Annotated in this window: 8 protein-coding genes and 1 pseudogene; 7 read left to right on the top strand and 2 right to left on the bottom strand. The window is 62.8% G+C overall.

Annotation, left to right across the window (positions count from 1 at the left end):
- Together BLP99_RS25270 and BLP99_RS25265 are read left to right on the top strand one after the other, a co-directional pair.
- Positions 1 to 4,812, top strand: a pseudogene (locus tag BLP99_RS25270) (LapA family giant adhesin); the annotation flags it as partial.
- A 118-nt stretch (positions 4,813 to 4,930) separates the two neighbouring features.
- The gene (locus tag BLP99_RS25265) at positions 4,931 to 5,269 is read left to right on the top strand and encodes a tryptophan synthase subunit beta (protein ID WP_072398992.1); all 339 of its coding nucleotides are present in this window, start codon (positions 4,931 to 4,933) and stop codon (positions 5,267 to 5,269) included.
- Between the two features lie 54 nt (positions 5,270 to 5,323).
- On the opposite strand, the gene lapD is transcribed toward BLP99_RS25265, so the two are convergent.
- Entirely contained in the window at positions 5,324 to 7,270 is a 1,947-nt protein-coding gene (gene lapD, locus BLP99_RS25260) for a cyclic di-GMP receptor LapD (RefSeq protein ID WP_072398991.1), read from the bottom strand.
- Between the two features lie 14 nt (positions 7,271 to 7,284).
- Complete coding sequence (lapG, locus tag BLP99_RS25255) at positions 7,285 to 7,974, bottom strand: cysteine protease LapG (protein ID WP_072432210.1); 690 nt, start codon at positions 7,972 to 7,974, stop codon at positions 7,285 to 7,287.
- Positions 7,975 to 8,179: 205 nt separating this feature from the next.
- Between lapG and BLP99_RS25250 the strand changes: the two genes are divergently transcribed.
- The 5 genes from BLP99_RS25250 (at position 8,180) to BLP99_RS25230 (ending at position 15,180) form a co-directional block, all read left to right on the top strand.
- The gene (locus BLP99_RS25250) at positions 8,180 to 8,869 is read left to right on the top strand and encodes a GntR family transcriptional regulator (protein ID WP_072398993.1); all 690 of its coding nucleotides are present in this window, start codon (positions 8,180 to 8,182) and stop codon (positions 8,867 to 8,869) included.
- Between the two features lie 676 nt (positions 8,870 to 9,545).
- Positions 9,546 to 10,322, top strand: coding sequence for a DUF3050 domain-containing protein (locus BLP99_RS25245; protein ID WP_092182097.1), 777 nt, complete (start codon positions 9,546 to 9,548; stop codon positions 10,320 to 10,322).
- Positions 10,319 to 11,251 carry a diiron oxygenase gene (locus tag BLP99_RS25240; protein ID WP_072398988.1) on the top strand — a complete coding sequence of 311 codons (933 nt, stop codon included), beginning with the start codon at positions 10,319 to 10,321 and terminating at the stop codon, positions 11,249 to 11,251. Before BLP99_RS25245 ends, BLP99_RS25240 begins: the two co-directional genes overlap by 4 nt.
- A gap of 10 nt (positions 11,252 to 11,261) precedes the next feature.
- On the top strand, positions 11,262 to 14,684 hold the full coding sequence (locus BLP99_RS25235) for an amino acid adenylation domain-containing protein (RefSeq protein WP_072432208.1): 3,423 nt from the start codon (positions 11,262 to 11,264) through the stop codon (positions 14,682 to 14,684).
- A 31-nt stretch (positions 14,685 to 14,715) separates the two neighbouring features.
- Positions 14,716 to 15,180, top strand: a complete 465-nt coding sequence (locus BLP99_RS25230; RefSeq protein ID WP_092182094.1) for an SRPBCC family protein — start codon at positions 14,716 to 14,718, stop codon at positions 15,178 to 15,180.
- The last annotated feature ends 156 nt before the right edge of the window (positions 15,181 to 15,336 follow it).

The following is a 15,336-nucleotide window of genomic DNA, read 5'->3' as shown; positions in this document are numbered from 1 at the left end:
TTGAGCAACGGCGCGGTGATCACTATCGCCGCTGGCCAGACCACTGGCACTGTTGCGGTCGATACGCCGGCGAACGATGTCTACAACAACGGCAGCACCGTCAGCACCACGATTACTGGCGCAACCGGCGGTAACTTCGAGAACCTGGTGCCAAGCACCACGCCTGCGGTGACCACCATCACCGATTCGCCTGACGCGACCGCACTCACCCTCTCGGCGACCGGCACGGTAGCCGAAGGCGGCTCCATCGTTTACACCGCGACACTGACCAACGCCGCCGGCTCGCCCGTCACCGTTACCTTGAGCAACGGTGCGGTGATCAACATCGCCGCCGGCGCCAAGACCGGTACCGTGACCGTCGATGCACCGACGGACGACGTCTACAAGGATGCCGGCAAGGTCGAAGTCAGCATCGACAAGGCCACTGGTGGCAACTTCGAAAACCTGGTGCCAAGCACTGTGCCTGCCGTTACGGATGTGACCGATACCCTCAATACCAGCACCGTTTCGCTCTCCGCGACCTCGACTGTTGGTGAAGGTGGCACCGTGGTCTACACCGCCTCGGTTAACGCTCCGGTAACCGGCGCGCCACTGGTGGTGACCCTGTCCAACGGCCAGAGCATCACGATCCCGGTCGGCCAGAGCTCCGGCTCGGTGAACTTCACCGCGCCGAACGATGCCCTGGCGGGTGGCGGCAATCTCAGCGTCAAGATCGACGACGCCAAAGGCGGCAACTACGAAAACCTGGAAGTCGATGGCAAGCCTGCCAACACTGCAGTGACCGATACCCAGGACACCACCGGCCTGACGCTCTCGGCAACCGACACCGTGGCCGAAGGCGGCCAGATCACCTACACCGCTACGCTGACCAACCCGGCTCAGACGCCAGTGACCGTCACCCTGAGCAACGGTGCGGTGATCAACATCGCCGCCGGTGCCAAGACCGGCACCGTGACCGTCGACGCACCGAAGGACGACGTCTATAAAGATGCAGGCAACGTCGAGGCAACGATCAAGACAGCGACAGGTGGCAATTTCGAACACCTGGTGCCAAGCACCACCCCGGCAGTGACGGCCGTGACCGACACGCCTGATAACACCACTGTCAGCATCAGCGGCAGCACGGCGGTTACCGAAGGCCAGTCCGCCACCTATACCGTCAGCCTGACGAACCCGGCGCAAACCGAAGTGACGGTGAAGATCGTCTACAGCGGCACCGCCGCCGATGGCACGGACTTCACGGGTGTCTACACCGTCAAAGTCCCGGCCAACGCCACCAGCGCAACCTTCAATGTCGCGACGCTGGACGACAAGATCACCGAAGGCACCGAGAACTTCGTGGTCAGGATCGACTCGGCCACCGGTGGCAACTTCGAGCACCTCGCGGTCAGTGGCACCAACGGCAGCGTCAGCACCTCGATCGTGGACAACGATGCTCCACCGGTCCTCGACCTGGACGCCAACAATTCCAGCGGCAAGACCGGAGCCGATTACCAGGTGACGTTCACCGAAGGCACCACCGGCCCGGGCGTATCCATCGGCGACACTGACCTGAAGATCACCGACCCGGACAGCACCATGCTGACCGGCGCCACCATCGTGCTGACCAACCGTCAGCCAGGCGATGCGCTGAACCTGGGCAACAGCGTCAACGGCATCAGCATCAATGCCAACAGTACCAACGGCACGGTCACCCTGACGTTGTCAGGCAACGCGACGCTGGCCGACTACATGCAGCAGATCAAGAACATCACGTTCATCAACAACAGCGACGACCCGAGCACAGTGCCACGCGTCATCACCGTGACGGTGACCGACGGCACCAACTACTCCAATACCGCCACCACCACCGTGAACGTGGTCGGGGTCAACGATGCTCCGGTGGCCGCTGGCGGCACCGCGACCGGAACCGAAGACACTTCGCTGGTCCTGGGCTGGTCGAACTTCGGCATCAGCGATGTGGACAGCGCCAGCACAAGCCTGGGCGTGAAGATCACCGGGCTGCCGAGCGAGGGCAAGCTGCAGTACCTGGATGGTGCGACCTGGAAGGACGTGACCAGCAACCAGACCTTCAGCAAGGCCGATATCGACGGCGGCAAGCTGCGCTTCACTCCGGACGCCAACGAGTCCGGCGCCAATGGCAACCCGAGCGGCGTGGGCGACCAGAAAGCCGACTACACGCAGATCCAGTTCCAGCCGACCGATGGCCAGACGCTGGGTAACGCCGGTACCGTGAAGATCGACATCACGCCGGTGGCTGATAAGCCGAGCCTGAGCGTGGCCGGCAACAACGTGACCTCCACCGGCCTGATCAAGGAGGTCTGGACCGGCCTGCCAGGCCTGGGTACCGATGGCAGCGGGGCGCCATCGGGCACCCTCAAGTCGGTCATCGATGCCGCCGGCACGCCGAACAGCAGTACCAACGTGACCAACGTGCAGTCCGACAGCAACGTCAACCCGGGCACCGCCTCGAAAACCTCGGGCCTGATTTTCCTGGAAGCCGGAAAGACCTACACCTTCAGCGGCACTGGCGACGACAGCCTGCTGGTGACGATTGGCGGCAAGGATGTGGCCGGCATCACCTGGGGGGCGGGCGGCAAGCTCAATGGGTCGTTCACCCCGACCACCAGTGGCTACTACACCCTGGACATCTACCATCACAACCAGACCGGCCCGGGCAGCTATGATGTCAACCTCTCGGTCAACGGCAGCACGCCCGTGGACCTGAGCAGTGCCGGCGTACCGCTGTATACCGGCGTGACGGACCTGGTGAATGCCGGTGTGACCGTTTCCGATCTGCACGGCGCCAATGGCGAAGGCTATTACGACGGCTTCAAGCTCAACGAAGGCGCCGAAGGTGGCAGCGTGAATCTGTCGAAGATCACCACCGCCCTGACCGATACCGACGGTTCCGAGAGCCTGAGCGTGAAGATCGGCGGCATGCCGCAAGGCAGTGTGCTGAGCGACGGCGACGGCCACACCGCGACCGTGGGCGCCAACGGCGAAGCCTTGGTCACGGGCTGGAACCTGGGCAGCCTCAACCTGACGCCTCCATCCTACTTCAACGGCAAGATCAACCTGACCGTGACGTCGACCTCCACCGAAGCCCTTGGCGGATCGGCGGTCACCACCGCGCAGATCCCGGTAACGGTGCATCCGGCGGTCTACAACGCGGCCACCGCCACCTCCGGCAGCGACAATTTCACGGGCACCGACGGCAACGACGTGATTGTCGCCGACATTGGCGGTCTGACCGTGGTACCGGGCGTCAACTACAACATTGCCTTCATGGTTGACAGCTCCGGCAGCATGAGCGAGTCGTCCCTGACTGCCGCCAAGAACTCGCTGACGTCGGTGTTCAACACCCTCAAGCAGAGCATGGGCAACAACTCGGGCACGGTGAACATCTTCCTGGCGGACTTCGACCGCCAGGTGAACAAGACCGTTTCGGTCAATCTCAAGGACCCGAATGCGCTGACCCTGCTCAAGAACGTCCTGGACTCCATGGTGTCCGGCGGCGGTACCAACTACGAAGACGTGTTCAAGACCACCGCCAACTGGTTCAAGAGCACCGAGGCCACGAGCAACACCGGGGCGAAGAACCTCACGTACTTCATCACCGATGGCCAGCCGACGTTCTACCAGGCCGGCGAGCAGACGAACCCCGACCTCTATAACGGCGTGAAGCTCGACAGCCTGATCACCACGACCAACTACAAGTTGGGCCAGACATTCAGCGCCGACCTGGACAGCACCCACCGTGTGCAGGTCGACGAGTCCGGCAATGTCTCGTTGCTGACCTGGAAAAAATCCTGGGGCGGCTACTGGAGCGAGGAATCCCTGGGCACGCTGCACGCCCAAGGGGACGGTACCTACGAACTGTCATACCGCGACGGCACCGGCAGCAGCACCGACTCGGCCACCACCAGCAACTCTCTCAGCGCTTTCGCGCTGCTGAGCTCGGTGTCGGGCGTGGAAGCGATCGGCTTGAACAAGGACGTCACCCTGACCGACCTCAAGCCGTACGACTCCGATGGCAAGCCGCAGACCAACATCGACCCCAAAGACCTGGCCAACTCCATCATTGGCCATACCGAAGCGACGCTCCCGGGCTCCGACACGGTCAATGGCGCCGACGGCAACGACATCCTGTTCGGCGACCTGGTGAGCTTCAACGGCATCGCCGGCGAGGGTTACCAGGCCATCCAGTCGTTCGTGGCCCAGCAAAGCGGCGTCGACGTCAGCAAGGTCACCACCGCCAACGTGCACCAGTACATCACCGAGCACTACACCGCGTTCGATGTGTCCGGTGCCCACGATGGCAACGACACGCTGCTGGGCGGCGCTGGCAATGACATTATCTTCGGCCAGGGCGGCAACGACTCGCTCGATGGCGGCAAGGGCAATGACATCCTGCTCGGCGGCAACGGCAACGACATCCTGATCGGCGGCAAAGGCAACGACACCCTGATCGGCGGCCTGGGCGGCGACACCTTTGTGTGGAAATCCGGCGACACCGGCACCGACGTGATCAAGGACTTCAAGGCCAGCGAAGGCGACCGGATCGACCTGAGGGATCTGCTGCAGGGTGAAACCGGCAGCACCATCGATCACTTCCTGAAGATCACCACGGTCGATGGGGTGTCGTCGTTGCAGGTCAGCACCACCGGCCAGTTCAACGCGGCCAACGGCGCAGCCGCCACGCCGGACGTGACGATCAAGCTCGAAGGCAACAACTGGTCGAACGTTAACCTCAACTCCCTGATCGCCGGCAGCGATCCGACCATCAAGGTCGATCACAACAACAGTTGACCTGAGCGCACCCCAGGAGAGAGCGCTTGCTCCTTCTCCTGGGGATAAGGGTTCATACTCCCGCACAGTTGGCCTATGCTGCCCAGCATGACGCCGCTTCATACATGAGGGATGCCCGATGTTTTATGTGCAACGCGATGCACAAGGCCTGCTGGTGCGCGTGGAGGCCAGCGCTTATGCCGAGGCCACCGAAACCCTGCCGGCCGACAATCACGAGATCCAGGACTGGTTCGCCAACCAGGCGGTAGAGAACAGCCTCAAGCAGCTCAAGCAGAGCGACCTGGAGATGATTCGGGTACTCGACGACCTGATCCAGGTCCTGACAGCCAAGGGCGTCATCCGCGTCACCGACCTGCCGCCGGCGGCCCAGGCCAAGCTGATGGACCGCAACCAGGCCCGGGAAGCGCTGGGCGGGCTGAGCCGCTTGATCGATGACGATGAGAAAGGGTTGATCTAGCCGGGCTGACTGATCCTTCCCTTGCTCTGCATGGGAACGATCAGTGGTTCAGGATCACACCCAACGCCGGGGTTCGCCCACCAGTTGCCCCTGCACGCCGAACAACCCCATCTCGCGAATCACCGCCAGTTCCCCTTCGGTCTCCACCCGCTCGGCAATCAAGGGCAGGTCGATGCTGTGGGCGGCGCGCTGGATGGCTTCGATGAACAGACGCTTGTCGCTTTCCTGGTCGATGGCGCGGATGTAGCTGCCGTCGATTTTCAGGTAGGCCAGTCCCAGCCGCGACAGGTTGCCGATCATGCTGAACCGTCCACCGAAACGCTGCAGGCTCAGGGAGAAGCCCAGTTCGCGCAGGCGTCGGGTCAGTTGTTCCAGCACCGCTTGCTCGGGCAGTTGCTCTTCGCCGATCTCCAGCGTCAGGCGCGGCCCCAGGTTGGAATGGGCGCGCAGGATCTCGAAGATCCTGTTCAGTGCCTGGGGGTCGGCCAGGGTAGCGGAGGACAGGTTCAATGCCAGGGCTTGCTCGTGCCCGGCCATCTGCTTGAGCACCTGTTCGAGCATCAGGCGATCCAGCCGCGCAGTCCAGCCGAAACGCTCCAGCCAAGGCAGGAAGCGCCCGGCCGGGATGGTCTGGCCCTGGTCGTCGAGCAGCCGCGACAGCACTTTGTAATGCAGCACCAGCTGGGTGTCCTGGGCGGCCACCACCGGCTGGAAATACAACTCGAACCGCTGATTGCTCAACGCCTGGTCGAGCAGCGTGTGCCAGGCATGGTGATCGTCACCGACGCTGGCCGACGCGCTGTGTTCGAGACAGGCCCAACCGGGTTCACCCTGGCTTTCAGCCTGTGCCAGGGCCTGGTCGCCCAGTTGGAGCACCGCTTGTGGCGAATCGCCGTGGACGAACGGCGCCAGCCCGATGGAGGCCACCGACGCCACGTCGGTCGCGCCGGTGGCGTGAAGGCTTGCCAACGCCGCTTCGAGATTCTGCGCCAGCTGCAGCGCCTCTTCACGTACCAGGCCCGGCGCCAGCACGGCGAATTCGCCGCCGCGGATGCGGGTCACCAGATTGTGGGTTTCAGGGTAGCGGGCACACTCACGCAGCAATTGTTCGCCCACGGCCTTGAGCAGTTGGTCGGTACGCTGCCCGCCCAGTCGCTGGTTCAGCCCGGCCAGGTCCTTGACCCGCAACAGCAGCAGGTAACCGGAACTGGCCTGCTCCGGATTGCTCACCCGGGCATTGAGCTGCATCTCGAAATAACGCCGGTTGGCCAGGCCCGTCAGGTTGTCCTGGTAGGACTCGACCCGCAGTTTTTCACTGCGCTCGGCCTGCTCCTCGAACAGCGCCTTGAGCTTCTCGACCATCTGGTTCATCGCCTGCACCACGCGACGCAATTCAGGGGTACGCGGCAGCTCCGGCAGGCTCAGGAACTCGCGACGAGCGATGGCATGGGACTGGTGCACCATGTAGTCCAGGGGCTTGAGCTGACGCCGCAGCAGCAAGGCCCCCAGCACCGCGCTCACGGCGCCGCACAGCAACAGCCAGCCCAGGCTGCCCAGGGCGCTCTGCCAGAGCTTGGCGAGGGCGAACATCGGGTGGCTGACCACTTCGACCCGCGCCGCCTGCTCCCAGCCGCGGCTGACGATGGCATCGCCACCGGCCGGCTCCAGGCCGATGAGCTTGACGAACCACTGCGGCACGCTGCCGGCGTCCGGTACGCCGGTGCGCTCGACGAGGGTCTTGTCGGTGGCCACGTCGACCACGCGGATGCTGGCGTAATAACCGCTGTCGAAGATGGAGCTGACCATCAGCTCCACCATCGCCGGATCGTCGATGTTCGGTGTCAACGACAGCGCCAGCGCCGTGGCCGCGTCCTGGGCATGGGAACGCAGCTGATTGACGTACTGGGTCCGCGAGCTCTCCAGGCTGACCATGAAGCTGCCGCTGAAGGCGACCACCAGGAACAGACAGATAGCGATCAACAGTTGTTTGAACAAGGACATCTGAGCGCGCGCTCCTAGTTAGTCTCGACCGGAAAACCTTCGGCCTGCATTTTCTTCAACACATCCTGCCACCGGGACAGGCGCTTGGTGTCACTCACTTTCTTGTTGCCCTTGGTGCCCGGCAGCCATAGCCCTTCGGCATTGAAAGAGTAGACCGGCAGCAGGTCGGTCCGCTGGCTGGCCGGCTGGATGCCGTCGATCAGGCTGTCGAGCACCAAGGGCATGGCATCGGGGGTGGCGTAGTAGGTCAGTACCATATGTGCCCGGTTCTGCCGCAGCGCCTTGACGTAGGTGATGCGCAGCTTGTCGCTGGACACCCCGAGATGGCGCAGGCTGAAATACTTGGCGATGGCGTAGTCCTCGCAATCGCCGGCGCCCTTCCACAGGGCCTGGATGGGGGTTTCCCAATAGTCGACTTCACGCCACAGGTCGATGTCTTCCACGTAGCGCACCTGCTTGTTGAAGAACAGGTTCACCACCTTGAGCTGTTCCAGTTCCGGGATCTGCTTCTGGGTCGCCAGCAGCTGTTGCCAGGCATCGATCCGTTGCTGTCCTTCGCCCAGCGGCCCGTACAACCCTTGGGCCCGCCGGCTGATCTGGGCGAAGTCCCAGTCGGCCCGCAGGCCACCCAGCATGAGGCCGGCCAGCAACAATGCCGAACACAACCAGCGCAAGGACCTGAGGACTGTGGAAGGTGCAGCCAAGGGAAATACGTCCGGAAAAGGGCCGTGGGGAAATTCGTTGGATGGTGCAGCCTGGCCCGGGAAAAGACAATGGCAGGGTGAAATCATCCCAGGCACGCTAAACTTTAGTTCAGGAACCGGAGCCGTCAGATTTTGACGGCATGAGAAACTGTAACTAGTGTTGGCTTGGATCCAATTTCGTTACTACCAGCCAGGGTGCGTTGTCGTGACACAGAAGCCCAAGCCGTTAAGCACTATCCAGGTGAACAAGCCCGTCCCTGCGGCCCAGGCACGTTCGATCATCGAAGGCTCCCTGCGCGAGGCCATTCTCGATGGACGCCTGCCCCGTGGCACCGCCCTGCGCCAGCAGGAACTGGCCGACCTGTTCGGCGTGAGCCGCATGCCGGTGCGCGAGGCATTGCGCCAGCTAGAGGCCCAATCGCTGCTCAACGTGGTCCAGCACAAGGGCGCCGTGGTGGCCCCGCTGATCACCAACAATGCCATCGAGACCTATGCATTGCGCGCAGTCCTCGAAGCCTTCGCCTTGCGCCTGTCGATCCCGCTGCTCGACGCCGACGACCTGGCCCAGGCCGCTCGATACATCGACCAGTTGGAAGCGCAAACCGATCACGCCGAAATCGGCCGGCTCAACCGGCTGTTCCACATGTCGCTCTACCACAAGGCCCCCAACAGCAAGCTGTTGGACCTGGTGGAGCGCGAGCTCAATGAAGAAGAGCGTTTCCTGCGCTTCCACCTGTCTTCGATGGGGCTGGGCAAGCTGACCCAGGACGATCATCGTGCCCTGCTCGAGGCGGCGGCAGCCAAGGATATCGACCATGCGGTGGCGTTGCTGGAGCACCATCTGGAAAAAGCCTGCGTAACCATCCGACGGTACCTGGAGCAGTCGCAGGACTGACCTCACCCGCCAAGCCATCGACGTATCACTTTCTTACACATCCCTCCTACCCGTCTTGCCGCCTGCCTGACGGGCTTGGCCGTCGCCGCGCCTCATCGTCGCACCAGCCCAATGGCACTGCCGCCGATTTGGGCTCACTCTTGCGTTTGTCGATTCAAAAAACAGACCTGAAGAAGTCAGCGCCCGGCGTCAGCCAGGCGAATCGAAGCCACCACGCAAGGAGCGTCGCCCAACCGGCGGGAGGATCGTATGTCCGAACGACTTCCGGCCCTTAAAAACCCAAACTTCTTATTCCCTGTCCCCTGAAGTGCTCCGGGTGAGGCATTCACTCGAACTATTCGATTCTGATCGCTATAAATCGGAAGGAGCTTCTTCGCCCCAATAAAACTTATATAAAAAGTTTTACAAGCACTACTCGCACCCAATAAAAGTACAACTTCAAATAATTAAAAAAGTTCTTGCCGCTTACTTGTTTCGTGTATTAGTTTTTTCTACGTCGCGCTTCCATCGACGCTGAAAAACCTCACAGAAAAACCAGAAACAAAGGCCGCAAAGCCAGCAGCACGCAATTACTGCGAACACTTTAGTTATTCATGGACTCCGGTTCAGGCACCCGCTCGCCTTGATTAAATCTCGAGCCACCTTCCGGTCAAACATCATTGATGAGGACGTTCCAATGCAGCCAACCAAAGAGCAACTTATCCTGAAGAAACGTGAACTTGGCCTACATCCGGTTTTTTCCGAAATAACTTCAATCGACCTGTTGCGCCGCTTTATGGAAAGTCACGTGTTTGCCGTGTGGGACTTCATGTCGCTGACCAAGCGGCTGCAACGGGAACTGACCTGCGTCCAGCTACCCTGGCTGCCACCCGCCGATCCCCATGCCGCCCGGCTGATCAACGAGATCGTCCTGGGCGAAGAATCGGACGATCGTCCGGGGGCGGGCTATTGCAGCCATTTCGAACTGTACCTGGACGCCATGCGTGAGGTCGGTGCGGACACCCAGGCGATCGAGCGATTCATTGCCTTGCAACAGGAAGGCGTCAATCCCGATACCGCGCTGGACAGTGTCGAGGTGGAGCCAGCGGCGGCGCGGTTCGTCCGCCAGACCCTGCATACCGCCTTGCACGCCCCGGCCCACAGCGTGGCGGCCGCGTTCGTACACGGTCGTGAAAGCGTCATCCCGCAAATGTTCCAGCGGATGCTGGACGACTGGGGCATTGGCCTGGACCAGGCGCCGACGTTTCGCTATTACCTGCAACGGCACATCGAGGTGGATTCGGAAGATCACGGCCCGGCCGCGGAAAAACTGCTGGCCCGGCTGATCGACGGCGACCCGCAGCGCGAGACCGAAGTGCTGTCCGCCGCGCTCGCCGCGGTTCACAGCCGTGCGGCCTTGTGGGACGGCTTGCACGAAAGCATGACCCAACCGGTCGCGCAGGTGATGCCATGAGCGCGGTCCAGTACCAGTCCTTCGCCGACGCCTGGGAAACCCGCGCCACGATCCGCACCCGGCCTCGACGCTGGGTGGAAAACGACGACAAGTTGATTTTTCCCATGAGTCGTCAACCGCTGGTGCACAGCCAGACCTTTCTCAGTCATTGCCCGCAATTGCGCGACTTTGCCTTGGTGCAGAGTCTCTACAAATTCATCAACGATGTGGTGATCTTCGAGACTGAACTGGTGGACCACACCGCCCGGCGCATTGCCAAGAATCGTTTCGGCATCGAGTTCCCGTTCGCCTGCCGCTACGACGCGATGACGGTGGTGGTGGACGAGGACTATCACGCGCTGGTGGCCATGGATTTCATGCAGCAGACCATCGACATGACCGGCATAGAACCGATCCCGTTGCCTGCACAGATCGAGTTGAGTCGCGCCATACCGGCGACCCTGGCCCAGGCGCCCGGGCATTTGCTCAGCGCCGTGGAGCTGATCTGTATCGCCATTGCCGAAAACACCGTGACCAACGACGTGGCAGCCTTCGCCCGGGACGATTCGGTCAAGGCGTCGATCAAGGGACTGATGGCCGATCACCTGCTGGACGAAGGCCGGCACTCGGGTTTCTGGACGCGACTGGTGCAGATGTACTGGCGCACCGCTTGCGAAGAAGACCGCGAAGCGATCGCGCGCCTGATGCCCGGCTTCATCGTCCAATACCTGGCGAGCGACCTGCAGCAGGCCTTCGATTTCGAGTTGATCGCTCACCTGCCCGTCGACGAATCCGTGCGCCAGTCGCTGCGCGAAGAGGCCGGCGCACTGGCCTATCCCATCAATCGCTTTCACCCGCTGGTGGGCAACATCACGCGGTTTTTCCGCGGCAGCTCGATGCTCGCCTCGCCCTGCGTGCGTGAGGCCCTGGCCGACTACCTGACCCCATGAGGAGAAGCCGATGAGACGTCTCGAAATCGCAGTGTCTGGCACCAGCCTGGCCATGGCCGAACTGGCCCGCGAACTTGAATTGCACGGCCACGGTGTCGTCCACTTCCAATCTCCGGCCGACCCTGGCGCGGTCGACCTGTTGATCGACGATGCGACCGTGCCTGGCGCCATTGCCGCCCGTTCGCACCTTCACGTGCGGATGGCGTTACTGGCCGTGCCCGGCGAAGTCCTGCCGCAACCGGTGGTGGTGTTTCTCGACGCCGGGCAGCGTCCGTTATGCCGGGAGGTCGTCGCCCCGGAAAGCTCGGGCAACGGCCAGTCGTTGCGGTTGCGCACAGTGGCCGTGGTAGTGGAACACGCGGCGCGCCTGGTCAGCCATTTGTCACGGGACGAAGCCTGCTTCGCTCACTGGTCGACGGCCCCGGCCGATACCGTCGAGTCCCCCTTGCACGGCCTCGATATGCTGGAGGCGCTGGCCTTCGAGCACCGGCTCAACGGTCCAGCGGTGCCGTGGCTGCTGGCGGCCGCCGAGGTGCCGGTCATGCACGACATCGAACAGCGCATGCTCGATGACGCAACCCGATCGGCGCTTTGGGTCGAAGGCCGGCTCATCGATTACCGAGACTTGCGTAGCCTGGCGTTGAGGTTGCAGCAAGCGATACTGGAGCGGATCGGTCCATGCACTTCCCCCAGGGTGATCGGCGTCTGCCTGCCCAAGTCCGCGCCGCTGTATGCGGCCATTCTCGCGGTGCTCGGTTGCGGCGCCGTGTACCTGCCCCTGGACCCGCAACACCCGGCGCAGCGGCGGCGCTTCATCCTGGAGAATGCCGCCGCCGACCTGCTGCTGCACGATGGCGACTGCGACCTGGGCGAACTGGCGATGCCTGCGTTGGACGTGCATCGACTGCCATCGTCCCGGCCTGGCTTTCCCGCCTCGCTGATCCGCCGCAGGGTGGAGGTCGACGAGCCGGCCGTGGCGATCTACACCTCCGGCACCACCGGCCGGCCCAAGGGGGTATTGCTCAGCCATCGCAACCTCAGCCACTTCTGTGCCTGGTACGCCGATTATGTCGGGTTGCAGCGAGACAGCAGGGCCCTGCAGTTTTCCACCATCAATTTTGATGCGTCGTTGCTGGATATCCTGCCGACCTTCCGCCAGGGCGCGCTGTTGGTGATACCCGACGAGGACCAGCGTCGCGACCCGCGGCGGTTGGTGACATTGATTCGTGAGCAGCATGTCACCCACGCCTTCCTTCCGCCGGCGCTGCTGAGTGTGATGCCGCTGGATGCACCGCTGGGCCTGGAGCACCTGATCACTGGTGGGGATGTCTGCGAGCCGTTCGTGATCGAGCGCCTGGCGCCGCAGTGCCAGTTCCATAACATCTACGGCCCGACCGAAACCACCGTGCTCGCCACCACGCGACAATTCGCCGTGGGCGACAACAACCGCAACCTCGGCGTGGCCATCGCCAACGCTCGCCTGCTGATTCTGGATGAGCACCGGCAACCGGTGCCCCAGGGCACACCCGGCGAGCTCTACATCGCCGGACCGGGGGTAGGCCTGGGTTATCTGAATGACCCGGCGCTGACTGCGGGCCGCTACCTCGACCTCACACTGCCCGGCGAGAACACCCTGCGCACCTACCGTACCGGGGATATCGGCCAGTGGACCGACAACGGCATCGTGCTCTGCGGCCGGCGCGATAACCAGGTGAAGATCCGCGGCTTCCGGGTCGAGCCGGAAGAGATCGAGCATTGCCTGCGGCAAAGCCATTGGTTTCGGCAAGTGGCGGTGGGGGTGGATGAGCGGCGACGGATCCTGGCGTTTCTCGTCCATCCCCGGGAAGACCGGCCCGGCGCCGCGCTCCAGGCCTTGCGCGAGCATGTGCAACAGACGCTGCCCGCCTACATGCATCCCGCCGCCTACGTCGAATTGCCCAGCCTGCCCTACACCAGCAATGGCAAGGTCGACCGCCGGGCCCTGCTTGCCCTGCCGGTGCAGGTATCGTCCTCAGGAGAGCATCGACAGCCACAGAACCCACTGCAGGCACAGTTGCGACAGCTGTGGGCCGAGCTGCTGGAGTTGCCTGCCGAAGACATTGCCATCGATGAGAGCTTCTTCAACCTGGGGGGACATTCGATCCTGCTGTCGCAGATGTTGCTGAATATCCACCAGGCGTTCGGCCGCAGCCTGTCGATCAATCGCTTCATCGAAGCGCCCACCCTGATCACCCTGGCCAAGTTGCTCGACGATCCCGGAGCAAGTGGCGCATCGGTCCTCAGCCCGCAGGCGTTCATCGATGCCGAGGCCGAACTGGACATCGATCCGTTGCCCATCAGCCAGTGCGGGGATGTGCACAAGGTGGTGGTGACGGGAGCCAACAGCTTTCTCGGGGTGCACATTGTCGAGGCCTTGCTGGCCTGGGGTGCCACGGAGGTGGCCTGCCTGGTGCGTCCATCCGCCAGGAACAGCGCCGCCGAACGTTTTGCCCAAGCCTTGCAGGACAACCGCCTGACCCACCTGGACCTGAGTCGGGTCAGCGTCCATGCCGCCGACATCACCCAGCCGCAACTGGGCCTGCCCGATGACGTCTATGCCCGTATCGACCAGACCTTCGGCGCGCTGGTGCACAACGCTGCCCACGTCAATCACGTGCTCGACTACGAGTCGCTGGCACGGGACAACGTGGAACCGATCTTCGAATGCCTGCGCCTGTGCGAAGGACGCAGCAAGAAGGTCTTCAACTTCATCTCCACCCTGTCGGCCTCCAGTGCCCTGGACGCCGACGGCCAGGTCCTGGAGCAGCCCGCCGCAGCGACGCCGCCGATCTACATCAAGAACGGCTACAACCTGTCCAAATGGGTGGGCGAACGGATCCTGCAACGGGCCCGGGAGCGTGGCGTGCGGGTCAATCTGTTTCGCCCCGGCAACATCAGTTTCAACAGCCTGACCGGGGTCTGCCAGCCCCACAAGAATCGCCTGATGCTGATGCTCAAGGGCTCGATCCAGTTGGGCCAGGTACCGGCCCTGTCACTCAACTTCGACTTGATGCCGGTGGACTTCCTGGCCCGCTTCATCGCCTTCCACGCCAGTCGCTACCAGCCGACCCAGGCGGTGTTCAACCTGCACAATCCCGAGCCTTTGAGCTGGGACGCCTATGTGGCGTCGTTCCGTGAAAGCGGTCGCGAGTTTTCCCTGGTGAGCGTCGCGGACTGGCAGCGGCAACTGGGCCGCGTCGATGCCGACAACGCGCTGTTCGGGGTACTGGGCTTCTATCTCAACGGGTTCGAGGAAGACATCGGCGACATCTCGATGATCCGTCATGACAACGCCCGGACCGGCGTACGACAGATGGGCGCCCGCTACCCGGAAAAGTCCCCGGCGCTGCTGCGCCGCGGCGCCGACTACCTCAAGGCCATCGATTTCATCTGAAACACCCAACCGCAAAAAAAGGAGCAAGACCATGAAGACATTCCAACCCGACACCCTGATCAGGAACCCCCGGGCCTGCCACGTCGAAACCTCGGTGGAGGTCGCCGACGATGCGGCCCGCGTCTGGGAACTGGTGGGTGATTTCGGTGGCTTCAACCGATTCATCCCGGCGCTTGCGCGCATCGAAATGACCGGCGAGGGCGTGAGGTCCCTGCGCAAGAAATTCTTCGCCGATGGGCAGAACCTGGTGGTGGAGCAGCTCAACAGCCGCGACGATCAGGCCATGCACATGACCTGGACACTGGTCTACAACACCCTGGGCATCGATAACCTGTGGGCATCGATGCAGGTCGAGCCCTTGGCGCCGAAGCGCTGTCGCGCCACCTGGACCATCATCGCCGACCACACCGACGCCCATTCGCCCTCGGGCTTCAGGGACTTCCTGCAGGGCTTCGCCGATGAGGCGATGGGCAATGTGCAGGGAATGTTCACGTAAGCACCAGCCCCTTGCTCGCGAAGGTGGTGATGCAGTCGGCGGTGATGCCCGCTGTACCGACGTCATCGCGAGCAAGCTTTCGCATTGAGTCGCAGCGAGCTCAAGATCCAGGCTCACCGCCAATCCCCTTGGGGTGCGAGCTTGCTCGCGATGGCG

This window comes from Pseudomonas sp. NFACC32-1 (assembly GCF_900101215.1).
Classification (GTDB): domain Bacteria; phylum Pseudomonadota; class Gammaproteobacteria; order Pseudomonadales; family Pseudomonadaceae; genus Aquipseudomonas.
This window is presented reverse-complemented; position numbering and strand designations above follow the sequence as displayed.